Here is a 23,628-nt window from a genome sequence, read left to right on the forward strand (position 1 = left end):
CGCGACCGGCGGCGAACACGGCGGGCGCGCTCAGCCGGCAAACAGACGCTCCAGGTCGGCGGCATCGAGCGCGCGCCATTGGCCGGACGGCAGATCGTCCAGGCCCAGCCCGCCGATGCGGCTGCGGTGCAGCGCTTCGACGTGATTGCCGACCGCGGCGAACATCCGCCGCACCTGGTGATAGCGGCCTTCGGTCAGGATCAGACGCGCCTGGCGCGGCGCCAGGGTTTGCATCGCGGCCGGCGCCAGCGGCGTCTTCTCCGCCTCCAGCATCAGCGTGCCGCTGGCGAAAGTCGCCGCTTCGTCGCCGCGCAAATCGGAGGCCAGGCTCGCCTCGTACACCTTGGCCAGGTTGGCCTTGGGCGAAACGATCCGATGCAGCAGGCCGCCGTCGTCGGTCAGCAGCAGCAGGCCGCTGGTGTCGCGATCGAGCCGGCCGACCGTGGACAGCAAAGGCGAGCGCAAGCGGAAACGCGGCGGCAGCAGGTCGTAGACGATGCGGCCGGGATCCTTGGTGGAACAGGTATAGCCGGTCGGCTTGTGCAGCATCAGCACCAGACCCGCCGGCGGATCCAGCGGCTTGCCGTCGATATGGATGCGCTCGTGGCCGACCTGATCGTCGGCGTACAGCACTTCGCCCTCGGGATCGGTGATGCGGCCTTCGCGGAACATCGTCGCCACGTCCTTGCGGCTGCCGTAACCGAGGTTGGCGATCAGCTTGATCAGTTTCATGCGCGCCCCGACCGGGTTCGCGCCGCTGCGGCGGGCTTGGCCGGCGCGGCATGCCTGGTCGCTTCGACGATCTTGAAACCGCCCTGCTGGGCGACCGTGCGCACGCTGCCGAAGCCGGCGTCGAGCGCGCCTTCGTAAGGCAGGTGACGGTTGGCGACCAGCCACAGGCGGCCGCCGGGGTTCAGCGCCTGCGCGGCGACTTCGATGAAGCGGCGGCCGATGTCCGGGCGCTCGGCGCGGCCCTGGCCGTGGAACGGAGGATTGCTGACGATCACGTCGTAGCGCTGACCGAGCCCGGCGGTCACGTCGTGCCAGTGGTAGTCGATCGCGACCTGCGCGGCCGCGGCCGGCAGACGCTCGGCCGCGAGATTCGCGCGCGCCAGATCCAAGGCGCGCGCTTCGGCTTCGTACAGGTCCAGCGCGACAATACCGGGGCAACGCGCGAGCAGCTCCGCCGCCAGATAGCCGTAGCCCGCGCCGAGATCGGCCGCGCGCCCGCTCAGATCCGCCGGCAGGTGCGCGGCCAACAGGACCGACGCCGGATCGATGCGGTCCCAGGCGAATACGCCGGGCCGGCTCAGGAAACGGCCGCCGAGGATGGGACGCACCGCATCCAGGTTCCGCCACTGCGCGGCCAGCTCGGCATCGGCCGGACCGTCCAGCGGCGCGGTCCAGAACACGCGGCATTTGTTCTTGGACAGCTGCCCGACCGGGCCGGCGAGCTTGCCCAGATCGGCCTCGCCCGAGCGCGCGCCCTCGTCGTTGCTCAGGCAGGCGACCACGCGCCCGCCCGGCGCGGTGCGCGCGATCGCGCGCGCCAACAGCGCCCGCGCCTCGTCGCGCTGGCGCGGCGGCAGCACCAGCACCAGCGGATAGCGATGCGCGCCGTCGTCCCCGTCCAGGCTCAGGCCGGAGCGCTGCAGCGCCTCGACCTCGGGCTTGAAGCTCTGCTCGCAGACCAGGCCTGGGCGCGGCTGCGCGTGCAGCGGCCAGCCGTCGCGCGCGCGCAGGAACAGGGCGCCGCCCTGCGCCGGCCAGCTCAGCCGGCCATCGGCGAACGGCAGGAACAGGGTTTCGAGCGCGTTATCGGGTGCGTCAGCGCGCACGGCAGGGTCGAATACGGATCATCGGGGTCATTTTACCCGTCGCCGCGCATCGGCGCCCGTATCGGCGCGTCCACGCCCCGACAACGCCGGTTTCATGCCGTCGCAACGCCGCCGGCGCCATGCTGGCCGAAAACAGAGGAAGCACACGCATGCGAGCCCTTTTCATCGGCGGCACGGTCGACAACAGCGAACTCGATCTGGACGGCGCGCAGCCGCCGCGCCATTACCCCGAAAACACCGGCAGCGGCCATCCGCGCTACCGCCTGCACCACACCGGCCTGCGCGACGGCGCGGTCGCCTACGCGGTCTACGCCCCGCCGGAGCTGGCCGACGAAGAAATCGAACGCGTGGCGGAGGAACGCGGCTACGCGCGCAGGTTCCAGGCCGAGGCGCAGTTGAGCGGCTGAACGCCGCTCACGCCTGCGCGCCGTTGGTGCGTCGCAGGCGTCAGAGGCCCGCCGTCAGTTCTGCAGTTCGCGCAGGGTCACCGAAGGCGGTGCGTCGAGCACGCGCCGGGTCGCGTACAGACCTGCGAGCAGGGCCGCGATCAGGCCCAAGGCCGCGCCGACCGCGGCCATGGTCCAATCCACGCGCCAGGGCAGGTCGAACACCTGGGTCGCGATCACGCCGGCCAGCACCGACGCCGCGGTCGCCGCGACCAGGCCCGACAACAGGCCGATCGCCGCGAACTCCGAAGCCTGGGCCAAGCGCAGCTGACGCCGGCTGCCGCCGAGCACGCGCATCACGCCGCCTTCGAGCAGGCGCTCGTCCTGGCTCGCGCTGACCGCGGCCATCAGCACCAGCACGCCGGCCACCAGCGAGAAATAGAACACCACCTCGACCACGGTCGAGACCTGGTCGGCGGTGCCGCGCACCTGCTTGAGCACGGCATCGACGTCGATCACCGACAAATTCGGGAAGCGCGAGACCAGATCGGCGGTGAAGCGCGTGCGTTGCGGCGGTACGCTGACCGCGGTGATGTAGCTGGCCGGATAGCCGTCCATCGAACCCGGCGATGCGATCACGAAGAAGTTGGGGCGGAAGCTCTCCCAATCGACGCTGCGCAGGCTGGTGATGGTCGCCTCGAACGGCTGCCCGGCGATGTCGAAGGCGACGCGGTCGCCGAGTTTCCAGCCCAGTTGCTCGGCGAAGCCCTCCTCGACCGACACTTCCGGCCGCGCCGGTTTGGCGCCGCCCCAGAATTTGCCGGCGGTGATGCGGTTGTCGTCGCGCAGACTCGCGGCCACCGACAGGTTGAACTCGCGCTCGGCCAGACGCTGCGCGCGTTCGCCCTGCCCGGCATAGTCGGCGCCGGTCACCGGCTTGCCGTTGCGCGCGACCAGGCGGCCGCGGATCATCGGATACAGGGTCGGCGCGGCGATGCCCTGCTCGCTCATGAAGCCGCGCACCGGCGCGAGCTGGTCGTCCTGCACGTTGATGATGAAACGATTGGGCGCATCGGCGGCGAGTGCGAGCTGCCAACGATCCAGCAGATCGGTACGCACGAAGGTCAGCAACAGCAAGGCCATCAGGCCCAGACCCAGCGCCGAAACCTGGGCGATGCTGGTGCCGGCGCGGCGGCTGACGTTAGCCAAGCCGTAACGCAGGCTGCCGCGCAGGCGCGAGCGCAAGCGCCGCACCGCCACGATCAGCAGCCAGGCCAGCGTCGCCAACACCGCCAGGGTGCCGGCGATGCCGAGCAGCATCGCGGTGCCCAGGGTCGCCGAACCGGCCTTCCACCACAGCAGCGCGCCCAGGCCGGCGAAACCGGCCAGCGCGACCAGCCAGGCGCTGGGCTCGGTGGGATCGAGATCGCGACGCAACACACGCAACGCCGGCACCCGCCGTAGTGCCAGCACCGGCGGCGCGCCGAACGCGAGCAGCACCACCAGGCCGACGCCGTAGCCCTGCAGCGCCGGCATCAAACCGGCCGGCGGAATCGATAGTTTCAGGGCCTGCGACAGCCAACTGCCGACCAGCCATTGCAAGCCGAATGCGAGCGCCACGCCGACCGTGCAGGCGACCAGGCCCAGCATCAGCAATTCGCCGACGTGCACGCCGACCAGGGTGCGCTGACTGGCGCCGAGGCAACGCATCACCGCAGTGCCGGACAGGTGACGCTCGCTGTGGCGGCGCGCGGCCATCGCCACCGCCACCGCCGCCAGCACCACCGACACCAGCGCGGCCAGGCCGAGGAAGCGGCCGGCGCGGTCCAGCGCGGAACGGATTTCCGGACGCGCGTCGCTGATCGTTTCCAGGCGCTGGCCGCGTCCCAGCGCGGGACGCGCGGCGGCGACGAAGCGTTCGACCGCGGCGGCGTCGCCGGCGATCACCAGGCGATAACGAATACGGCTGCCTTCCTGCACCAGGCCGGTGGCGCGCACGTCGCCGAGGTTGAGGAAGACCTTGGGCGCGATATTGAAATAGTCGAGCGCGGCGTCGGGCTCCTGCACCACCAGCGCGGCCAGGGTGAAACGCGCGTCGCCGATCGCGATGCTGTCGCCGAGCGTCGCGCCCAGGGTGTCGGCGCCGGCGCGGCTCATCCAGACCGTGCCGCGCGCCGGCACGCCGCCGGCATCGCGTTCGCCGCCGCGATCGGCGATGCGGAACGCGCCGCGCAGCGGAAAGCCCTCGCCCAGCGCGCGCAATTCGCCCAGCTGCAGGCGCTCGCCGACCCGGATCATGGTTTGCAGTTCCATGGTTTCGGTGCGGCGCAGCCCGCCGGCTTGCGCGGCCCGGTGCACGGCACCGGCGATCGGCGCATCGGCGCGGACCACGGCGTCGCCGCCGAGCAGGCGGTTGGCTTCGATCGCCAGCGCGCGTTCCGCACGATCGGTGACGAAGCCGACCGAGGTCACCGCCAGCACGGCCAGCACCAGCGCGGCGAACAGGATGCGCACGTCGCCTGCCCTGAAGTCGCGGCGCAGCTGGCGCCAGGCCAGCGACCAGGTCCTCACGGCACCAGCCTGCCGCTGTCTAGTCGCAGCATGCGGCCGCAGCGCTGCGCCAGGTGTTCGTCGTGGGTGACCAGGACCAGGGTGGTGCCTGCGTCGGCATTGAGTTCGAACAGCAGCTCGATGATGGCCTGACCAGTGTGGGTGTCGAGATTGCCGGTGGGCTCATCGGCGAACAGCAAGGAGGGCCGGGTCACGAACGCGCGCGCCAGCGCCACGCGCTGCTGCTCGCCGCCGGACAGCTGACGCGGGTAATGGCCCAGGCGCTGGCCCAGGCCGACCTTGTCCAGGATCGCCTTGGCCGGTCCCTCGACTTCGCGGTCGCCGCGCAGTTCCAGCGGCAGCATCACGTTCTCCAGCGCGGTCAGCGAGGGCAGCAGCTGGAAGCTCTGGAACACGAAGCCGACCTTCTCGCCGCGCACGCGCGCGCGGCCGTCCTCGTCCAGCGCCGACAGCGGCTCGCCGTCGAGGGCGACGCTGCCGCTGCTGGGGCTGTCCAGACCGGCCATCAGCGACAGCAGGGTGCTCTTGCCCGAGCCGGAGGCGCCGACGATGGCGACGGTATCGCCGCGCGCGATCTCGAAACCGACCCCATCGAGGATGGTCAGCTCCTGGCCCGGCAGGGCCACGCGCTTGCCCAGGTCCTGGACCCGCAACGCGGGCGCATTCACGGCGGGGGCTGCGCCGGGGCCGCGCCTGTTGGCGCCGCGTCGGCTCGCGTCACGCTTAACGGGATCACGCTGAACGGAATCGGCGCGAACCGCGTGCACTTGAATGGAATCGGCCATGATCGTCCTTATGCTTGCTCCAGCGACATCATCCGGAGACCTTATTAATGACGCTTAATAAAGAGGGATATGCGGCATCGCGGCGCCGGCTTCAATGGGCCATCGGTACCGGGTCCCTGGCTCTGGTCCTGGCCTGCGTGCTGATCGCGGCGCCGCTGCAGGCTCAGTCAGCGCATGCCCGGCCGGCCGCGGCGGCCCCCGCCCCGACCGGCAAAGCGGCGCGCACGGTGCTGGTGATGGGCGATTCGCTCTCGGCCGGCTACGGCCTGGCGGCCTCGCAGGGCTGGGTGTCGCTGACCGCGCAGCGCGTGGCCCAGACCCGTCCGGGCTGGCGCGTGGTCAACGCCAGCATCAGCGGCGAAACCACCGCCGGCGGCGCCGCGCGCATCGCCGGCGAGCTGGCCCGGCACAAGCCCGCGGTGGTGGTGATCGAACTGGGCGCCAACGACGGCCTGCGCGGCCTGCCGCTGAGCCAGAGCCGGGCCAACCTGGAGCGCATGATCGCCGCCGCCCAGGCCGCCAAGGCGCGGGTGCTGCTGATCGGCATGCGCATGCCGCCGAACCTGGGCCGCGAGTACACCCAGGGTTTCGAGCGCAACTACGCCGAACTCGCGCGTAACCACGGCGCCGCGCTGCTGCCGTTCCTGCTGGAACCGATCGCGCTCGACCGCCAGGCCTTCCAGGACGACAACCTGCATCCGATCGCGAGCGCGCAGCCCAAGCTGCGCGACCACGTGTGGACCAAGCTGGGGCCGTTGTTGCGCTGATTAGGGGCCAGTACGGGCAGCATGAGCGGGGCAGCACGAGCGACGCGGCCCTGGGTTCTGTGGGAGCGACGTAAGTCGCGATTGCGCAACTCCGGCCAACGGCGATCGCGACTTACGTCGCTCCCACGGAAAGCCGACGCGACGGCTCTCCCGGCAAGAGCCGCGGTGTCCATTTCCGCAGGAATCGAGCGCGCTTGCTATCGTGCGCAGCTCCACCCGCCGCAGCGACCGCATGAGCCGCACCGAACGCCTGTTCGACCTGATCGAAGCCCTGCGCCGGCACCGCCAGCCGATCGCGGCCGCGACCCTGGCGCAGGAACTGGGCGTGTCGCTGCGCACGATCTACCGCGATGTGCAGACCCTGGTAAGCCTGGGCGCGCCGATCGACGGCGAAGCCGGCGTCGGTTACCTGCTGCGGCCGGGATTCTTCCTGCCGCCGATGAACTTCGCCCAGGACGAGATCGAAGCGCTGGTATTGGGCGCCCGCTGGGTCCAGCGCCAGGACGACCGCGCGCTGTCGCTGGCGGCGAGCAATGCCCTGGCGAAGATCGCCGCCGCCGCGCCGCGCGACCTGCGCGATGCGATCGGCGAAATCGGATTGTGGGTATCGCCCAGCAACGCCCACCCCGCCGCGCCGAGCACCATGCAGCGCATCCGCGATGCCATGCGCGACGAGCGCAAGCTGCGCATCCGCTACGGCAGCGGCGAAGGCCAGGAGAGCGAGCGCACGATCTGGCCGCTGGCCCTGGCCTTCTTCGACCACGCCCGCGTGGTCGGCGCCTGGTGCGAACTGCGCGGCGACTTCCGCCATTTCCGTCTCGACCGCATCGCCGCGCTCGAAGTGCTGCCCGAACCGATGCCGCAGCGTCGCAGCGCGCTGCTCAAAGCCATGGTCGCGCAACTGTACGAACCCCACCAGACCGGCGACGCACGCTAGTTGGGCTTGGCGCGCGGCCGCGGCTCGGCGCGCACGAAGTCGCGTCCCAGGTAGGCCTTGCAGCGGAACTGATCGATGTCGTTGATGCGCAGGATGTTACGGCGCCGGCTCACCAGTCCGCTGCGGTGCCAGGTCTGCAACTGTGCGTTCAACTTCGGCCGGCTTGCGTTCACCATCGCCGCGAGGATGCTCTGGGTCGGCGGCAGCGCGACTTCGAAACCGTCGACCGCGGCGCGGCCGCCGTCGTGCATCATCGACAGCAGATAGCGCGCCAGCCGCGATTCCAGGCGGTGCAGGCACATGGTCTCCAGGCTGTCGACGGCCTTGCGCAGGCGCACGCACAGGGTCGCGTGCGCCCGCTCGAGCAGGACGGGTTCGGAGGTCAGGGCCGGAAAATGCCGGCGCGCCAGCAGCAGCACCCGCGCCGGACCGTAGGCCATGGCGGTGAAGTTGCGGTCTTGGGCGTCCAGCAAGGCGGTCTCGTCGACGGTCTCGCCGGCCTCGATGGTATCGACGATGAGTTCCTGGCCGTCCGGGCCATAGAGGATCTTGTAGATCCGTCCGCGCGCGACCAGGGCGAGGAAATCGCTGGGATCGTTCTTGAGGAACAGGGCCTGGCCGTCGCGCAGAGTGCGCTCGGTGGCGTTGCGGGCGACGTGATCGAGCAAGGTGGCGGGCAAGCCCTGGAACAGCGGCGATTGCTCGAGTATCAACTGCCGGGCACGTGCATTGGCGGAGCGGTCCAGCGTCATGCACATGCGCGCGACCACCCTCGCGAGGTGCGACGCGCATCGGCGCGTTCACCGCCGACGGCGGTTCGACTGCCCTGCAACGCGAAAGCGACCGCCGCAAGAGGGCTGCCGCTGTCGATAGATATGCGAACTGAAAACATGCAACCGACGCGGCACCGGTGCTGCCGGCCGCAGCTGCGTGACGAACGATCCATATTCATCCCCTGCCGTCGCGGACGGAGCCGCATTGGCCTGTGCCGCGATCGGCCGGCGCGCTCTGTGCACGGAGCCGCCTGCACTACGTTCGCGGTCGTTCCCTGGGTCCGGAACGACGCCGCTGCCGCGACGAGTCCGGGCTCGTGCGGGGCGAGCTGCCGGCGCGATCGCCGGCGGACTGCCTCGCGGACGCGGCATCGGGGGCCGCCGCATCCCTAGCGTCCGGCGTCGGGTGTCGCGCCCGACGCCTTCCGCCTTACGGAGAACCGCTGTTCAAACCCTTTACCGGCTTGGTGCCGGTGAAGGCCTTGAGCACGGTCATCAGGCTGCTCAGGTTGTCGGACACGCCGGTCTGAGCGACCTTCTCGGTCGCGCCCGCGGCGGCCGTGGTGTCGAGCGTGTAGATCTGCATCACGCCCTGGTTGGCCGCGGCCAGCGCCAGCGTGTTCTGCTGCTGCTGCGCGGCGACGGCGTTCTCGAACAGGATGCCGGTCGAGTGCGCCAGGCTCTGGTAGATCGAGCCCATCGCGAAGGCCGGCGCTTCGCCGATGACCTTGACGTTGGACTGGGTGACGGCATCGGTGATCTGGTCGTTGACGGCGGTTGGAAATGCCATGAGGTAATCCTCGTTATGCGGTCGTCAGGAACATGCGCGCCTGTGAGATCCGGCGGATGGCGCGGAGCCATCGGCCGGGGTTCTCTCACTTGAAGGCGTTGAGCACGGTGAGCAGGCTGGTCAGGTTGTCGGAGACGCCGGTCTGGGCGACCTTCTCGGTCGCGCCCGCGGCGGCCGTGGTGTCGAGGCTGTAGATCTGCATCACACCCTGGTTGGCGGCGGCCTGCGCCAGCGTGTTCTGCTGCTGCTGCGCGGCGATGGCGTTCTGGAACAGGATGCCGGTCGAGTGCGCCAGGCTCTGGTAGATCGAGCCCATCGCGAAGGCCGGCGCTTCGCCGATGACCTTGACGTTGGATTGGGTGACGGCATCGGTGATCTGATCGTTGACGGCGGTCGGGAAAGCCATGGTTTAACTCCTCGGGGTCGTGTACGGCCCATGCCGTACGTTTCAAAGAACGCTGCGGAACCCGCCTTGTGAATCAGGCGGACGACGCGGCGGACGGGGACTTGCGAGCGCTGGCCTCGGCGCGCCCGGCTTCGAGCACAGCCTCGATCTGGCGCGTGAGCGGGCCGTACTGGCGCTCGAAACAGGCCTCGACTTCGGCCTTGATCAGGATCGCGAGGCGGTCGGCGATCTGCGCGATCGCCAACTGCGCGGCCGCGGTTTCGCCCTCGCCCGCGCCTTTCAAGTGCGAGGGCCGCAGGTCGCCGAGCGTGCGCGAAGACTCCAGCAAGCGCAGGATCGCCTGCTCCTCGCGGGTCAGCGGGGCCGCCGGCGCGGCGCCCTTGGCGGGCGCGGCGGCGTCGCCGGGCGGTGCCTTGGCGGCGCCGAGCACGCTCTTCATCGCCGCCTCCACGCGCTGCCGGCCCTGATCGACGATGTCCGCGGCGTGGCGCCGGGCCTGGTCGGTGTAGCCGCCCAGCACGGCCTCGTCCGCGCTCAGGGTGGCGAGAAACTCGGCCAGTTCCCTGCGCTCGTTCTCGTCCAGGTCGTGGCCCAGCCACTGGCGCGCGAACTGATGCACCTGCTCGGTCAACTCGTTCCGACTTACGGTCATGGCACTACTCGCGAGCGTTGGGGGGACGGGCGTTCAACGCGAACGCAGAAGCTGGCTGAGCGCGCGCAACACGTCGGGCTGCATCAGGCGCTCGAGCACTTTCACCAGTTCGGGGTCCAGTGCCTTGTCGGCGGCCGCGGTGGTGGCGGGTGTCGATGCGGGCGACGGCGGGTCCGCCGACTTTCCGGGCGCGGCCGGGGTATCGGGACCGTCTATCTCTTCGTGCAGCAGGTGTTCGACGAGATCGTTCATCGCAAGCTCCTGGCGGTGCCGGCGGCGCGTGCCGCGCGGCCGGTATGGAATGCGTCCGCGCCGCAGACGGATACGGCTGCGTTCACGTCTTGTCCGGCTTGGATCGGGTCAACGCGACCACCGAGGCCGGCGACTTGAAGCCGTACATCGTCTGCAGGCCCAGGGCGGTGTCCGGTATCAGCGTGAGCGAGGAATCGACCGTGGTTTCCCAATAGTCGGTGGCGATCGACAGCACCAGCTGCTGCAGCGACACCATGGTTTCGTCCAGCACCCGAGTCTGACCGGCGGGCAGCAACTGATAGGCGAGCAGGATCACCATGCGCAGGAACTCGTCCTGGACATCGGTGTGCTCCACGCCTTGTCCGTCGGCGCCCAACAGATAGGAGCGCCAGTTGTTGAACAGGGTCAGCGACCGGGTCAGGGCGTCGAACCAATAGGACTTGATCGTGGTCTGGCCGGCCAGCTGCAGCACCAGCTTGGCGTAGAGCGCGTAGTAGTCGGAGATGTTGGCCGGGTTGCAGATCGGTGCCAGGCCCGCGTTGAGCTGGCTGTACAGCCAGACCTTGTTCTCCTGGTTGCTCAGCACGTCGGCCAGGCTGGTCTGGGCGCGCACCATGGCGATGAACTTCTCGACCTGCGGCTGCTCCAGCGCGTTCGCGCCGAGGTAGGCCACCGCGTTGCCGGCCTGGTGCAACACGTCGGTGTCGATGTAGCCGTCCAGATGGCGGAAGCCGCGGTTGATGCGGTAGCCCTCGACCGAGTCGAACAGGCCGGAGGCTCCGGTGATCGCGTTGCTGCCCATGTTGGTGTCGAACGCGATCGCCGGATAGCGCGCCGCCATGTAGTTGCGGTAGTAGTAGGCGTGGCCGAGCCGGATCGCGAACTGCGGGCTGCCGGCGAAGAAGGCGTACCAGCTTTGGCTCTGCGGCGGCGGTACGGTGTCCAGGGTCTCGCTCATCGCCATCTCGCTGCGCTTGCCGTTGTAGGCGACGATCGCGATGCTGGCCGGGCTGTTGATGTCGAAGCGGCGCAGGGTGCAGCCGGCATGGGTCAACGAATCGCTGCGGAACAGCTCGTCGAACAGGCCGGACACGTCGCTCTTCTTGCGTGGCGCGGCGCCGCGGCTGCCGCGCGGCTCGTCGGCGAGCCGGCCCTGGGCGGTGGCCACGCAGCGCGCGATGTAGGCTGAGTAGGCGCGATAGAAGTCTTCGCCGGGCGGCTCGGCGGCATTGACGTAGTAATAGCCAATCATCGATCGGTTATCGGCGGTCGACGCCGCACCCTCGCCGCAGTGAATGTGGCAGATCACCTGCTGCGAGCGCGCGCCCTTTGCCTGGCCGAAGTACTTGCCCAGCTCCGATTGGTTGTCGAACAGGAACTGGAAGAACTGGCTGAAGTCGGCGACCTTGGTCTCGGTGCCGAGCAGGTCGATGCCGATCACCGTGCTCGGGCCGGACTGGTTCAGCAGTGGCAGGATCGTCCCCTTCAACTCTTTGCTCAGGCTGTCGCCAGGCATGTAACCGGCCGAAGTGTGCACCAGCAGGCGATAGCTGCTCGGATCCTTCGGGTTCAGCTTGTTGAACGCCTGGGCGATCTGGTCGGCGGCCGCGATTTCGTCGGCGCCCATCGCCGCCTGGTTGCAGCGCACCCCGCTCTGGTACAGAAAGGCGTAGGTCGCCAGCATCCACTGCTCATAGCGGCCCGCGTACTTGGGGTCGCGCTTCACCGCCTTCATCAGGCTGGAACGGGTCTTGTAGCAGTCGTCGAAGGGCGTGTACTTGTTGGCGCTGTAGATCTTGTTGTTGAAATAGCGCAGCACCTTGATCAGTTCCGGGTTGCCCTGCACGCGGGTGCGCAACTGGCCGCGGATCTCCTCGTACAGCTCCGGACTGGAGGCGAAGGCATTGATCAGATTCGGCGACAGGGACCAGCGCCGCGCCAGCACCACGCAGGCGATATAGATGGATTCGGCCGCGCATTCGCCACGTTCGTACTGGGCCTTGTTGGCCTTTCCGGCCAGCGAATTGAGCGGATTGCCGTTCTCGATCATCATCTGCAGGGCCAGATCGAACAGCGCCACCGTGCCTTCCACGATCGCCTCTTCGCCGGTTCCGCCCCCCATGATCCCGACCAGCGACAGGCGCTGGCCCTTGGGCACGGTCACCTTGATGGGGGTCGCGCCATCTTTCGGCGGCTGGTAGTCGATCTCGTAGTCGACGGACGCATCCAGGCGCCCCTCGACCGGCAGGATGCCGCCGAAGTGGCTGTGGTAGTCGAACGGGTACCGCTGCATCTTCACGGGCGAGGTCAGTTCGAAAAAGGCCATGAGCAAGGCTCCTCAGGTCTGCGCCGCAAGGCGGCATTCGGGTCCGGAGCGCATCGCGGCGACGCGCTCTCGCGGTGGTCTTCAGGTCAGGACGACGCGCTCTTGTGGTTCTGCAGCACGCTGGCGTACTTGGAGATGCTCTGGTCGATGCGATCGATGGCGAAGCTCGCGGCTTCGGCCTCCATCGCGCCGGCGGCGGCGGCGACCGCGGCGGCGGCGCCCATCAGGATGTCGGTGGCGAGCACGCCGAGCGCGTCCTCGGCGGCCTTCTCCAGCTGGTTCTCGACCAGGTTCTGGGTCATTTCCTTGAGCAAGATGCCCTGGCTGGCCAGCGCGAGCTTGCTGACGCCGTCGAAGTAGGCTGCGGCCGACTGCGCGACCAGGCCGGCGGCCTGGGTGATCATCATGTTGGGCGGGATCGCGATCTGCGACGGCGCGTACTGCGCGGTCTCGGCGTTGCTCAGCTGCACCGCCTGCACGATCTTCTGATTGAGCGCGTCGGTCGGCGGGCTGGCGGCGGCGGACTGGGCCAGCATCTGCGTGTTCATCGTCGCCAGCACGCTCGGCGGCGGCGGCGCGGGCGGGTTGGCCGGCGGCGCGGGCGGGTCCGACGCAGTGCCGGTGCCGGTCGTGCCAGAACCGCCGCCGCCCGATCCGCCGCTGCCCGATCCGTTGGACCCCGAGCCGGTGGCCGCTGCGCCAGTGGTGGCGGACCCCGTGGTGCCGTTGCCGCTCGTGCCCGATCCCGCCGCACCGCTGCCGGTCGTGCCCGAGTCGGTGGTGCCCGATCCTGTCGTGCCAGATCCTGTCGTGCCGGACCCGCTCGCGGCATCGGCCGCGGCGGCAGTGGTCGCGCTCGGTGTCGCGCCTGCGTCGGCATCCGCCGCAGGCGTGACCGCCGGCGTCGCAGCCGTTTCCGCGGTGGTCGTGTCCGCGGGGGGCGGGGTCGCCGCAGCCGCGAGCGTCGCGGGCGTCGCCGGATCTGCTGGCATCGCCGCGGTCGCCGGAGCGGCGGGGCTCGCGGGCGCCGCTGGAGTTGCCGGCGTCGCGGGCGTCGCCGGCGTAGTGGCGGGTGCGGTCGGCGGTTTGTTCCTGTTCCAGAAAGGCATGGCGCTACTCCCCTAATCAACGTCCGTTGTTGCGGGGGCCGTCATGACGACTTCTCGCCTATGGCCATGATCAGACCGACCGCCTTGGACACCACCGCGGTCGAGATCTGGTTGAGCACCTGTTGGCTGTGCACGGCGTTCTGCAGCGACAGGCCGGCGGAGTGGCTGGCGACCTGGTAGAGCGCGGCGATCGCCTGGGCGGGGGCCTCGGCCACGACCTTGACGTTGGTCTGGGTGACGGCATCGGTAATTTGCGAATTCACGGGCGTGGTGTCGGCCATGGACCTGTCCTTGGGAGTCGCGTGTTGGATGGAGTCCCCGACCGGCGCCGCGCCGAGGCGTTCCGCCGCGCGTGCCCAAAACCCGGCACGCGCGGCGTCCTGTGGCCGTACGACGGCGCGGAGGCGGCGTCGGCGTACGGCGTTTGATGCGATAGCTATGGGTTAAACGCGCCGTGTCCGATTCTGTGAACGCGGCTCTGTGAACGCGGCCATGCGCTCAATCGCGGTCCACCGCGACCCGGATCCGCTCGCGCAGCAGCTGCACCCGCTTGCGCGCCAGCGGCTGGTTGATCGCCAGACGTTCGGCGATCGCCGGGTACGGCAGGTCGTCGATGAAGCGGTAGACGAACAGGCGCTTCTGGTCGCGGCTGAGCGAGGCGACCGCGGTGATCACCCGGCCCAGCTGCTCCTCCAGTTCCATGCGCTGCAGCGCGGACAAGTCCAGGCCCTGGGCCACGCCCTCGGCCTCGATATCGACGCCGCGGTCGAAGACCTCGCCGTCGCGGCCGTTGCGGCGCACGCTGTCCAGGAACACGTGGCGCAGGACCACGAACAGGAATCCCTCGGGGTCGCTCATCGCGTCCGGCGAGCGGCGCATGAACAACAGGGCCTTGATGGCGGTGTTGGCGAGCAAGTCGTCGGCGCGGTCGCGGTGGCCGTCCGAGAGCCGGCGAGCGCGCCGGTCGAGCTCGGGCTTGGTCGTACGCCAAGCCTTGACGAACATCTCATCTGCAATTCCGAATTCCTGCGATCCATCGCCCGGCTTATTCATCACCAACACCTCCTGTGTTGAGTACACACAGGCGAGTCTGGTGAGACGCTCAGGGAAAGGCTGTTACCTGGGTGACACGGCGAGCGCATTAGCCGCTGCTGACAAAACCTGTCAGCGCCGCTGCCTACAAGGTTCGGACGGCGGCCACGCCCCGGCGGCCCGCCCATCCCTGCCAACGCCCCGAGGCCGACCATGCTGACCTTCTATCACGCGCCGCGATCGCGCTCTTCGAGCATTCTTTATCTGCTGGAGGAGTTGGAAGCGCCTTATTCCGTCCAGATAATCGACATCCACGCCGACGACGGCGCGCCCGAAAGCTATCGCGCGATCCAGCCCAGCAAGAAGGTGCCGGCGATCGTGCACGATGGCGTGGTGGTGATCGAGCGCGCCGCTATTTGCGCGTATCTGGCCGATGCGTTCCCGCACAACGGCCTGGCGCCGGGCATCGGCGATCCGATGCGCGGCCCCTATCTGAGCGCGTTGGTGTATTGCGATTCGGTGCTGGATCCGTGCCTGTCGGCACATGCGCACGCTTGGGAGTACGCGTCCCGCGCTTTCCCGTTCGGGGTCTACGAAGACATGCTGGCCTATCTGGAGCGGCGCCTGGGCGCGCAAGCCTATGCCGCCGGCGAGCGCTTCAGCGCCGCCGACACGCAGTGGGCCTGTGCCCTGCATTGGGGCATGCGACTACGGGGGCTGATACCCGAACGGCCGGTGTTCGCCGATTATTTGACCCGGATCACGGCGCGACCGGCGTTCCAGCGCGCGATGGCGCTGGACCATGCCTGAGTGCGCAGCTCAGGCGGTGCGACCGCGCGCGCCGCCGCTGCCGAGGTCGGACAGCCGATCCCACAACCAGGTACCGCCCGCGCACAGCGCCAGCACCGGCAGCCAATTGCCCAGCCCGGAGGGCATGCGCGACAAGGGCGCGGCGATCGCGGCCCACCATGCGTCGCCGTAGTTGGCGATCGCGTACAAGGCGAGGCAGCCCAGGGCCAGGACCAATGCGTTGAGCAGCCATCGCTCGACCCGGTCGCCCAGGCCGGCGTCGGCTTCGACCCGGCGCAGCACCTGGGCCGCGAAATCCGCCGGCAGCGGCTCCATCGCCGGCGCCCGCAACGCCCGCACCAGCAAGCGGTACTGGCCGACGCGCGCATCGCTGGCGTCCATCGGCAGGCCGGCGCGCTCCTCGCGCAGCGCGCGCTCCTGCGCCTGCCATTCCTGCGCTTCGCGCTGCTGGCGGTCGTCGGGCGGCGGCGGAGTGTGGGACATGTTCATGCGGTGACTCCCATGCTGGACTGCAGGCGCTCGCGCAGCAAGGCCCGGGTCCGGAACAGATGGCTCTTGATCGTGCCCTCGGCCAGGCCGGTGATACGCGCGATCTCGACGATCGGCACCTCATCCAGGTGATACAGGGTCAGCAGGGTCCGCTGCAGCGGCGGCAGCGCCTCGATCTGGGCATGCAGCGCCGCGGCGACCTCGGCGTCGGCGCAGGCCGCTTCCAGATCGAAACCGTCGCTGACCTGATCCAGCGGCGACAGCGCATCCTCGTCGTCGGCGACCTCGGCGATCGGGATCCGCTTGCGCTCCAGGTGACGCTTGGCCACCGAGTAGGCGACCTGGCCGATCCAGGACTTCAGCGCGCTCTCGTGCCGGTACTGGTGCAGGCACTGGTGCACGCGCAGGAATGCCTCCTGGCAGAGCTCGCGGGTGTCGTCGGGCTGGCGCACCATGCGCTGGATGATGTGCCAGCACAGGCCCTGGTACTCGCGCACCAAACGCTCGAACGCGCCCGGCGCGCGCGCCAGCACAGCGGCCACAAGCGCGCGATCGTCGTTGGCAGGGGACTGCGAGTCGGTCATCTAGGCAGATGGATACGGCCAGGGGGCCGATGGTTGCAACGGCGTACTGGATCGTCGTCCAGCCGCCGGGCGGCTGCGCCGGGCCGGGTGGACCGGGGCCCGGCGGGCGTCCATGCTGGCGCCTGCAACCGTTCCGACGGCGGCCGTATCCATTGCCCCAAGACCCAAACCCGAGACCGTGCCATGGATGTCGATATCCTCATTCCGATCACCCTGTTCCTGTGCATCACCTACTCGATCAAGTTCGTGATCGACGCGCGCTTCCGCAGCAAACTGATCCAGCAAGGCGGCTCGGAAGAGCTGATCCGCTCGCTGGTGCAGAGCGAAGACCAGCGCCGCCGCCACGCCTCGCTGCGCTGGGGCCTGCTGGCGCTGGCGCTGGCCGTCGCATTCGCGCTGATCGAAGCCTTCGGCTGGCGGGATGTGACCCCTGGCGTGATCGCCGTGCTGCTGGGCGCGACCGGCCTGGGCAACCTCGGTTACTACGCGCTTTCGCGCCGCCTTTCGTGAATGCGGGCGGGCGGACCCGGATGGCCGGGTCCGCCGTCACCGCTACGGGCGCGCCGAGGCGACGCCCGTAGCCGCGTAGTCAGGGCCCCATCCGGTCCAGCATCGTGCGCAGCACGGGCACCGTAGTCACGTCGTCGACGCCCTTCATCGACATCACCGCCTCGCGCAGATCGGCCAGCGCGCCCGGCGTGGGCGCCTGCACCAGCACCATCAGGTCGATATCGCCGGCGACGCTGTGGCAGAACCGCACCTGCGGCAGCTGCGCCAGCAAGGGCATCACGTCGTCGCAACTGAAGCCGTCGGCGTAACGGATCAGCAACCAGGCCTGCAGCGGATCGCCGCCGCTGCCCAGGCGCACGGTGTACTGCGCGATCACCCCGCCCGACTCCAGCCGCTGCAGGCGTTCCTGCACCGTGCTGCGCGATAGCCCGACCGCCTTGGCCAGGGCGACGGTGGACAGGCGCGCGTTGTCCTGCAGCAGCGCGATCAATCGGCGATCGATGTCGTCCAGCGCTTTCATGGTCGGATCCGGCGATAAGTCGGCAGGACCGGCATTCTGCCGGGTTGAGACCGGCGCAGGCGAGTGCGCACAGTGATGGCCCGTTCCAAGGCGCGCGCCAGCCGCAGCATGAGCCCCTCCGACCCCGAACGATTCGCCACCCTGCCGCCACCGCCGTACTACGCGGTGATCTTCTCCTCCCAGCGCAACGGCGAGGACGAAGCCGGCTACGCGTCCACCGCCGAGCGCATGGACGAGCTGGTACGCGACCAACCCGGCTTCCTGGGCTACGAATCCACGCGCGACGGCAGCGGATTCGGCATCACCGTCGCCTACTTCGACAGCGAAGCCGCGATCGCCGCCTGGCGCGAGCACGCCGAACACGCGCTCGCGCGCAACCGCGGCCGCCGCCTCTGGTACCGCCGTTTCGAGCAACGGGTCGCGCGCGTCGAACGCGCCTACGGCGGACCGCAGCCCTCTTCTTCCCCAGCCTCCGAGACCACACCATGAAGCTCGATTCCAACACCGCACTGATCCCGATCGACGTGCAACGCGGCTTCGACTACCCGCCTTGGGGACCGCGCAACAACCCGGCCATGGAAACCAACGGCCGGCACCTGCTCGCGGCCTGGCGCGAGCACGGCCTGCCGCTGATCCACGTGCGCCACGATTCGGTGATGGCCGGATCGTCGCTGCATCCCTCGCATCCCGGCAATGCTTTCCGCGACGGTTTCGAACCCCGGCCCGGCGAGGCCTTGGTGAGCAAATCGGTCAACGCGGCCTTCATCGGCACCGACCTGGATCTGCGCCTGCGCCGGCTCGGCGTCGGCAGCGTCGTGCTGTTCGGCATCAGCACCGACATGTGCGTATCGACGACCGCGCGCGTCGCCGCCAATCTGGGCTATCGCACCATCGTCGTCGCCGACGCCTGTGCCTGTTTCGATCTGCGCGACGAACGCGGCGTCGCCATTCCCGCCGACGACATCGCACGCGCGCACCTGGCGACGTTGCGCGCGGAGTTCGCCGAGGTCGTCGATACCGATGCAATGCTCGCCGCCGTGCAGCGACGCGCCGCCTGACGATCGCATGCGCGTCGCAACGACCGCTCGCGAGGCGACGAACGGTATTGCAACTATTTTTTAACGAGCGTAATGTGCGCGACCTCGGCCCACTGCGGCCACATACCGAATCCAAACCTTCCGCCATGAACCTCTTCATCGACATCGCCAAATCGCAGCAGTCGCGGCCTCAGCGCCACGACGCGGATGCGTGCGCGCCGATGAACGTCGGCGGTCGCGACGAAGCGCTGCCGCGCACTCCACACTGACCTTGCCTATGCGGGAGGTCGGTGACCCCGACCTCCCGAGGAACGCGAACGCCCTCGGGTTCACCACCCGGGGGCGTTTTGTTTCCGGCGCTCGCAAAGGACCAGTTTTCCCCTGGAAATCAGCGATTTCCAGCCGGCCCCGAAGCATCCGCGCGCTTGCGCGCCGCAGGGGCGATGCCGTCGAGGCGCCGCAAGGCGTCGTGCCTGGATGCTTCGGCACGGGCGGAGCGGTTGGCGATCGCAATGCATTGGGCGCTTGCGCCCGAACGGATTGGCGTCTGGCGACAGACGCCAATGCGAAACATCGAGCGAACGTTCTGCAGCGGCACGGGTTCTGATCCCGTCCGGTGCGCGCGGCCCTGCCGTGGCGTATGCCGCAGAGCGCAAGACGGTGTTTCGGAAGCGACGTTAGCTCAGAGGAAAGAGCAGCGGCATGTACGCAGGTCGCCGGTTCGAGTCCGGCACGTCGACCACTGGATAGCTCAGACGGTTAGAGCATCGGATTCAGATTCCGACTGTCGCGGGTTCGATTCCCGCTCCAAAAACTGCCTGTCACGCAGTGAGTGATACCGGGGACGCAAGTCCCCACCCGGAAACGCCCCTTGCGGCGTTGCGGACGAAGCCGCGCTCAGGCGCGGCGGAGGACGGAACGCCGCAGCGGAGACGACGCCGGACCCGCGCCCGCGAGGCGACGGACCGCGCCGGCTGGCCGGACGCGACAGAACATCGTCGCGCACCGACCCCGCCGCGGCTTCCGCGCCGAGCGCGCACGGGTTCCGCGCCGACGCCGTCGGGGGCGCTTCCACCCCATTCCGCTTCGCGGTCGCCGCCTGCGCGCGGCCGCGGCACCCATGCAGCGCGCGACGAACGATCCGGTCGCGCGCCGCCCCTTACGACCGGATCGAAACCCGCAGAACACTAAGGAGAAAGCGTCATGTTCTGGAACAAGCGGGTCGTGGTCGGCGACGCCGAGCGCGCCCTGATCTACCGCAACCGCCGTTTCGAGCGCGTGCTCGGACCGGGCGTCTACCGCATCGGCGACTGGCTGGGCCGCACCGAAGTCGTGCTGCACGACATCGCCAAGCCGGAGTACGCCGGCAAGGACACCGATGTGCTGGTGGCCGCGCTAGGCGAGCGCCTGGGCGACAGCTTCGTGCTGGCCGACATCGGCGTCGACCAGGTCGGCCTGGTGATGAAGAACGGCAAGCTCGAGGACCTGCTCGCGCCGGGCTCGCGCGAGCTGTACTGGAAGGGCCTGGTCCCGATCGAGATCGTCGCCATGACCTTGTCGGCGGGGCTGGAGCTGCGCGGTGAGATCGCGCAGCGCCTGCGCCAGATCGGCTTGCTCGATCGCATCGCCATGGCCGTCACCGTGCCCAACGAGTCCGCTGGCCTGCTCTACGTCGACGGCAAGTTGGTGCGCACCCTGGACGCCGGCAGCTACGCCTTCTGGAACTTCCAGAAGAACGTCGCCGTCGAGCTCGTCGAGCTGCGCGTGCAGTCGGTGGAAGTGTCGGGCCAGGAGTTGCTCACGCGCGACAAGGTATCGCTGCGCGTGAACCTGGCGGCCAGCATGCGCGTGACCGATCCGGTCGCCGCGCGCAGCAAGGTCGCCAAGTACAGCGACTACCTGTATCGCGAGCTGCAGTACGGCCTGCGCAAGGCGGTGTCGGCCAAGACCCTGGACGAACTGCTGGGCGACAAGGCTTCGCTGGACGCCGACATCTTCGGCTACGTGCGCGGCCAGGTCGGCGAGCTCGGCATGGAAGTGCTGGGCGTGGGCGTCAAGGACGTGATCCTGCCGGGCGAGATGAAGGACATCCTCAACGGCGTCGTGCAGGCGGAGAAGTCGGCCCAGGCCAACGTCATCCGTCGTCGCGAGGAGGCCAACGCCACGCGCAGCCTGCTCAACACCGCGAAGCTGATCGAGGACAGCCCGGTGCTCATGCGCCTCAAGGAGCTCGAGGCGCTGGAGAAGGTCACCGAGAAGATCGACAAGCTCACCGTCTTCGGCGGTCTGGACGGCGTGCTCAAGCAGCTGGTCAGCCTCAAGACGAGCGGCTGAAGGCGTGATCCGTGGAATCCCGGATGACGACTCGGCCGCGAACCAGAACCGAGAACGCCGCTCTCCAGGGAGCGGCCATCGCATCCTATTTCTACGGAATCATTCCATGCGCAAGGACATGTACAAAGTGATCGTGGAACGGCCGCGGCGCGGAGGCCGCTACAGCAAAGAACTCCGCCCGCCGTCCGACCCCGAAGACCAACCGCAACACGAAAGCCTCAAGTTCCGCCATCGCTCGCGTAAATGGCTCAACGAGAACCTCAACCCGCTGCGGCGCTATCTCGGCCGCCAGGCCGGCCGCCCCTGGGACGAGGTCTACTCGGAGCTGTGCGCGAACATCGACCGCCGCAACACCGTGCAGCAACACATCCACGAGCATCTCGAGGATTTCGTGGCGCTGCGGGTGCAGGCGCTGGATGGCGCGTTGCACTACGAGCGCGGCTACGGCGGTCTGCAGCGGCTGGATCGGAGCTGGGCGCCGAAGCTTTACGTGGACCCGGTCAGCGGCTTGCTGCTGATCAACCATGCGGGGATCCAGGCCAGGCGCGAGGCGAAGCGCGAGTACGCACGAGCGCGGCGTGCGCAGCCGGAGGTCGATGTACGGGCGTTGGACGAGTTTCACCAACTGCGCCGCATCGACGGCATCTGGTACGAGGTCGAGCTGGCGGAACTGCCGCGCCCCGTCGCGGTCATGGACCAACACAGGAAATCGCCGAGGCTGGTGATGCCCTACGACGTAATCGCGCGGCGTCCGGCCAAGTGGATCGGCAAGCCCTGCGGCCATCGCGGCTGCGAAGCGTGCCGGCCCTATGGCCACGCCGGTCTGTACGCCCGCAGCAAGCGCCAGCTGAACCGGCACGAGCTGCAGCGTTATGGCCTGCGAAATCACGACGGCGAACGCCTGCATTGAGTAAACAATGGAGCAAACCGGTGGCGTCGCGGAAACCGCGGCGCCGCCGTTCAGGAGAACCTTATGAGTCATCAATACGAACTGCTGCACGCGCCAGGCGCCACCCCGATCAAGGGCTGGGTGCGCGGCGTGCCGCTGGAATCGCAGGCGCACGAGCAATTGCGCAACATCGCCTCCCTGCCCTTCGTCGGGCCGTGGCTGGCGGTGATGCCCGACGTGCACCTGGGCAAGGGCGCGACCGTGGGATCGGTCGTGCCCACGCGCGGTGCGATCATCCCGGCCGCGGTCGGCGTCGACATCGGCTGCGGCATGGCCGCGGTGCGGACCACGCTGCGGGCCAAGGACCTGCCCGACAATCTGGCCCTGCTGCGTTCGTCGATCGAACGCAGCGTGCCGGTCGGCAACGGCCCCGGCGGCGATCACCGCAAGCGCCCGGACAGCATCGACACCCGGATCGCGCAGTCGGGCCTGGTGCCGCGCCTTGAGGCGGTGCGCGCCAAGCACCCGAAGGTCCGCAACGACAAGCTGGACAAGCAGCTGGGCACGCTCGGCGGCGGCAACCACTTCATCGAGATCTGCCTCGACGAGGCCGATGCGGTGTGGGTGATGCTGCACTCGGGTTCGCGCGGCACCGGCAACCTGATCGGCACCTACTTCATCGAACAGGCGCGGCGCCAGTTGGAGCGGCGCGTGCTGGGCTACCGCCTGCCGGACAAGGACCTCGCGTTCTTCCTGGAAGGCGAGCCGCTGTTCGAGGAATACGTCGAGGCCGTGTCCTGGGCCCAGGACTACGCGCGCGAGAACCGCGAGGCGATGATGGCGCGGGTCTTGCACGAGATGCGTCAGCGCCTGCCCAAGTTCCAATTGGAGAAGATGGCGGTCAACTGCCACCACAACTACGTGCAGCGCGAGCAGCATCACGGCGAGTCCTTGCTGGTCACCCGCAAGGGTGCGGTCAGCGCGCGGGCCGGCGAGCTGGGGATCATTCCCGGCAGCATGGGTACCTGCAGCTATATCGTGCGCGGCAAGGGCAATGCGGACAGCTTCCACAGCTGCAGCCACGGCGCCGGCCGGGTGATGAGCCGGACCCAGGCGCGCGCGAGCATCACCCTGAAGCAGCACCGCGAGGCGACCGCGCATGTCGAGTGCCGCAAGGACGCGGCGGTGATCGACGAGTCGCCGGCCGCCTACAAGTCGATCGACGCGGTCATGGCCGCGCAGACCGACCTGGTCGAAGTGCTGCACACCCTGCGTCAGGTGATCTGCATCAAGGGATGAGGCCGGTCGCCGGCGATTGGACGCCGCTCCGCGAGGGGCGGCGTTTTCTTTGACCAGCGGTTTCCTAATTCCAGTCGACGGGTTCGGCCGGAGAAGGCCGGCCCGCACGGCCTGGAAAGCGCCGCGAGGCCGCCGTCCGTCGCAATTTCGCGATCGCAACAAAACGTAACAGCGGGATTGCGACACGGTGCGCGATTCGCCCCCTCGTCAAGGCCGCGCGGGTAACGGATAGTTAACCGACCGGGCGTATCGTCGCCTGGCAGGGGCCCGCTCAAGGAGAGGTGGAGCCATGAACGATCTGGCATTGGATGCCGCGTCGTCCCGCGCGACCTTGTCGCACGAGGACCGCGAACTGGCCGTCACCTACGGCATCGAAGCACGTCAGCACCACGCCGGACGCGCGTGGACCGACATACAACACGAACTGGCCGCGGGTTGGGCGCGCATGCGCGGCTACCGGCGCGCGGAATGGCCCGAGGTGGTCGACCACGTCGAAGCCGCCTGGCACGGCTCGATCCGCCTCTAGCCGGGC

At 68.9% G+C, this 23,628-nt stretch carries 29 protein-coding genes and 2 tRNA genes; 15 read left to right on the forward strand and 16 right to left on the reverse strand.

The genetic code is table 11. From position 1 onward, the window contains the following. Positions 1-30: 30 nt before the first annotated feature. Both ASE10_RS06220 and ASE10_RS06225 read right to left on the reverse strand, forming a co-directional pair. Positions 31-732, reverse strand: a complete 702-nt coding sequence (locus tag ASE10_RS06220; RefSeq protein WP_055904492.1) for a pseudouridine synthase — start codon at positions 730-732, stop codon at positions 31-33. After that, positions 729-1,838 carry a class I SAM-dependent methyltransferase gene (locus tag ASE10_RS06225; protein WP_055904495.1) on the reverse strand — a complete coding sequence of 370 codons (1,110 nt, stop codon included), beginning with the start codon at positions 1,836-1,838 and terminating at the stop codon, positions 729-731. Before ASE10_RS06225 ends, ASE10_RS06220 begins: the two co-directional genes overlap by 4 nt. Positions 1,839-1,987: 149 nt before the next feature. Here ASE10_RS06225 and ASE10_RS06230 point away from each other — a divergent pair, with 149 nt between their 5' ends. Next, positions 1,988-2,245: a hypothetical protein gene (locus ASE10_RS06230; protein ID WP_055904498.1), complete on the forward strand. Its 258-nt coding sequence runs from the start codon at positions 1,988-1,990 to the stop codon at positions 2,243-2,245. A gap of 54 nt (positions 2,246-2,299) precedes the next feature. Here ASE10_RS06230 and ASE10_RS06235 read toward each other — a convergent pair whose 3' ends face one another. Together ASE10_RS06235 and ASE10_RS06240 are read right to left on the reverse strand one after the other, a co-directional pair. Beyond that, the gene (locus tag ASE10_RS06235) at positions 2,300-4,795 is read right to left on the reverse strand and encodes an FtsX-like permease family protein (protein WP_055904501.1); all 2,496 of its coding nucleotides are present in this window, start codon (positions 4,793-4,795) and stop codon (positions 2,300-2,302) included. After that, positions 4,792-5,463 (reverse strand): ABC transporter ATP-binding protein, encoded by a 672-nt coding sequence (locus ASE10_RS06240; protein ID WP_055904504.1) that lies wholly within the window; start codon positions 5,461-5,463, stop codon positions 4,792-4,794. Before ASE10_RS06240 ends, ASE10_RS06235 begins: the two co-directional genes overlap by 4 nt. 164 nt (positions 5,464-5,627) lie before the next feature. Between ASE10_RS06240 and ASE10_RS06245 the strand changes: the two genes are divergently transcribed. Both ASE10_RS06245 and ASE10_RS06250 read left to right on the forward strand, forming a co-directional pair. Beyond that, entirely contained in the window at positions 5,628-6,347 is a 720-nt protein-coding gene (locus ASE10_RS06245) for an arylesterase (protein WP_082559739.1), read from the forward strand. A gap of 232 nt (positions 6,348-6,579) precedes the next feature. Continuing rightward, positions 6,580-7,284 (forward strand): YafY family protein, encoded by a 705-nt coding sequence (locus tag ASE10_RS06250; protein WP_055904902.1) that lies wholly within the window; start codon positions 6,580-6,582, stop codon positions 7,282-7,284. On the opposite strand, the gene ASE10_RS06255 is transcribed toward ASE10_RS06250, so the two are convergent. The 7 genes from ASE10_RS06255 to ASE10_RS06285 all read right to left on the reverse strand — a co-directional run bounded on the left by ASE10_RS06255 (position 7,281) and on the right by ASE10_RS06285 (position 13,031). Next, a complete protein-coding gene (locus tag ASE10_RS06255) occupies positions 7,281-8,036 on the reverse strand; it encodes a Crp/Fnr family transcriptional regulator (protein WP_055904905.1) in 756 nt (251 codons plus the stop codon). The genes ASE10_RS06250 and ASE10_RS06255 overlap by 4 nt on opposite strands. 451 nt (positions 8,037-8,487) lie before the next feature. Beyond that, a complete protein-coding gene (locus ASE10_RS06260) occupies positions 8,488-8,847 on the reverse strand; it encodes a RebB family R body protein (protein ID WP_055904510.1) in 360 nt (119 codons plus the stop codon). A gap of 85 nt (positions 8,848-8,932) precedes the next feature. Next, positions 8,933-9,253 carry a RebB family R body protein gene (locus ASE10_RS06265; protein WP_055904514.1) on the reverse strand — a complete coding sequence of 107 codons (321 nt, stop codon included), beginning with the start codon at positions 9,251-9,253 and terminating at the stop codon, positions 8,933-8,935. 73 nt (positions 9,254-9,326) lie between these two features. Further along, positions 9,327-9,905, reverse strand: a complete 579-nt coding sequence (locus ASE10_RS06270; protein WP_157481071.1) for a hypothetical protein — start codon at positions 9,903-9,905, stop codon at positions 9,327-9,329. Positions 9,906-9,938: 33 nt separating this feature from the next. Then, entirely contained in the window at positions 9,939-10,157 is a 219-nt protein-coding gene (locus ASE10_RS06275; RefSeq protein WP_055904520.1) for a hypothetical protein, read from the reverse strand. An 82-nt stretch (positions 10,158-10,239) separates the two neighbouring features. Continuing rightward, positions 10,240-12,483 carry a hypothetical protein gene (locus ASE10_RS06280; protein WP_056305964.1) on the reverse strand — a complete coding sequence of 748 codons (2,244 nt, stop codon included), beginning with the start codon at positions 12,481-12,483 and terminating at the stop codon, positions 10,240-10,242. 86 nt (positions 12,484-12,569) lie between these two features. After that, a complete protein-coding gene (locus ASE10_RS06285) occupies positions 12,570-13,031 on the reverse strand; it encodes a hypothetical protein (protein WP_055904527.1) in 462 nt (153 codons plus the stop codon). Here ASE10_RS06285 and ASE10_RS06290 point away from each other — a divergent pair. After that, positions 13,024-13,608, forward strand: coding sequence for a hypothetical protein (locus tag ASE10_RS06290; protein WP_157481073.1), 585 nt, complete (start codon positions 13,024-13,026; stop codon positions 13,606-13,608). The two genes, ASE10_RS06285 and ASE10_RS06290, sit on opposite strands and share 8 nt — an antisense overlap. A 25-nt stretch (positions 13,609-13,633) precedes the next feature. On the opposite strand, the gene ASE10_RS06295 is transcribed toward ASE10_RS06290, so the two are convergent. Then, positions 13,634-13,855, reverse strand: a complete 222-nt coding sequence (locus ASE10_RS06295) for a RebB family R body protein (RefSeq protein WP_235565844.1) — start codon at positions 13,853-13,855, stop codon at positions 13,634-13,636. Positions 13,856-14,090: 235 nt separating this feature from the next. Further along, positions 14,091-14,645, reverse strand: a complete 555-nt coding sequence (locus ASE10_RS06300) for a sigma-70 family RNA polymerase sigma factor (protein WP_055904535.1) — start codon at positions 14,643-14,645, stop codon at positions 14,091-14,093. Positions 14,646-14,837: 192 nt separating this feature from the next. On the opposite strand from ASE10_RS06300, the gene ASE10_RS06305 reads away from it, so the two are divergent. After that, the gene (locus tag ASE10_RS06305) at positions 14,838-15,434 is read left to right on the forward strand and encodes a glutathione S-transferase family protein (RefSeq protein WP_056305969.1); all 597 of its coding nucleotides are present in this window, start codon (positions 14,838-14,840) and stop codon (positions 15,432-15,434) included. Between the two features lie 9 nt (positions 15,435-15,443). On the opposite strand, the gene ASE10_RS06310 is transcribed toward ASE10_RS06305, so the two are convergent. Further along, on the reverse strand, positions 15,444-15,923 hold the full coding sequence (locus tag ASE10_RS06310; protein ID WP_055904541.1) for a hypothetical protein: 480 nt from the start codon (positions 15,921-15,923) through the stop codon (positions 15,444-15,446). Continuing rightward, entirely contained in the window at positions 15,920-16,465 is a 546-nt protein-coding gene (locus ASE10_RS06315; RefSeq protein WP_235567542.1) for a sigma-70 family RNA polymerase sigma factor, read from the reverse strand. The genes ASE10_RS06310 and ASE10_RS06315 overlap by 4 nt, the downstream gene beginning before the upstream one ends. 225 nt (positions 16,466-16,690) lie before the next feature. On the opposite strand from ASE10_RS06315, the gene ASE10_RS06320 reads away from it, so the two are divergent. Further along, positions 16,691-17,017, forward strand: coding sequence for a hypothetical protein (locus ASE10_RS06320; protein ID WP_055904547.1), 327 nt, complete (start codon positions 16,691-16,693; stop codon positions 17,015-17,017). Between the two features lie 79 nt (positions 17,018-17,096). On the opposite strand, the gene ASE10_RS06325 is transcribed toward ASE10_RS06320, so the two are convergent. Beyond that, positions 17,097-17,537, reverse strand: coding sequence for an Lrp/AsnC family transcriptional regulator (locus ASE10_RS06325; protein ID WP_055904550.1), 441 nt, complete (start codon positions 17,535-17,537; stop codon positions 17,097-17,099). 75 nt (positions 17,538-17,612) lie between these two features. Between ASE10_RS06325 and ASE10_RS06330 the strand changes: the two genes are divergently transcribed. From ASE10_RS06330 to ASE10_RS06365, 9 genes are all read left to right on the forward strand, one after another. After that, positions 17,613-18,026, forward strand: coding sequence for an antibiotic biosynthesis monooxygenase (locus ASE10_RS06330; protein ID WP_235567543.1), 414 nt, complete (start codon positions 17,613-17,615; stop codon positions 18,024-18,026). Next, complete coding sequence (locus tag ASE10_RS06335; RefSeq protein ID WP_056305973.1) at positions 18,023-18,595, forward strand: cysteine hydrolase family protein; 573 nt, start codon at positions 18,023-18,025, stop codon at positions 18,593-18,595. The genes ASE10_RS06330 and ASE10_RS06335 overlap by 4 nt, the downstream gene beginning before the upstream one ends. Before the next feature lie 74 nt (positions 18,596-18,669). Next, positions 18,670-18,843, forward strand: coding sequence for a hypothetical protein (locus ASE10_RS20960; protein ID WP_235567544.1), 174 nt, complete (start codon positions 18,670-18,672; stop codon positions 18,841-18,843). Positions 18,844-19,246: 403 nt separating this feature from the next. Then, positions 19,247-19,316, forward strand: a tRNA-OTHER gene (locus tag ASE10_RS06340). A gap of 2 nt (positions 19,317-19,318) precedes the next feature. Then, positions 19,319-19,384 (forward strand) — tRNA-Leu (locus ASE10_RS06345). A 393-nt stretch (positions 19,385-19,777) separates the two neighbouring features. Further along, the gene (locus tag ASE10_RS06350) at positions 19,778-20,908 is read left to right on the forward strand and encodes a slipin family protein (protein WP_056305975.1); all 1,131 of its coding nucleotides are present in this window, start codon (positions 19,778-19,780) and stop codon (positions 20,906-20,908) included. 4 nt (positions 20,909-20,912) lie between these two features. Then, the gene (locus ASE10_RS06355; protein ID WP_157481078.1) at positions 20,913-21,818 is read left to right on the forward strand and encodes a hypothetical protein; all 906 of its coding nucleotides are present in this window, start codon (positions 20,913-20,915) and stop codon (positions 21,816-21,818) included. Positions 21,819-21,881: 63 nt separating this feature from the next. Continuing rightward, positions 21,882-23,096, forward strand: a complete 1,215-nt coding sequence (locus tag ASE10_RS06360) for an RtcB family protein (protein WP_055904562.1) — start codon at positions 21,882-21,884, stop codon at positions 23,094-23,096. 289 nt (positions 23,097-23,385) lie between these two features. Then, positions 23,386-23,622: a hypothetical protein gene (locus ASE10_RS06365; protein ID WP_056100462.1), complete on the forward strand. Its 237-nt coding sequence runs from the start codon at positions 23,386-23,388 to the stop codon at positions 23,620-23,622. Positions 23,623-23,628: the final 6 nt, after the last annotated feature.

The organism is Lysobacter sp. Root76 (assembly GCF_001428685.1).
Lineage (GTDB): Bacteria > Pseudomonadota > Gammaproteobacteria > Xanthomonadales > Xanthomonadaceae > Lysobacter.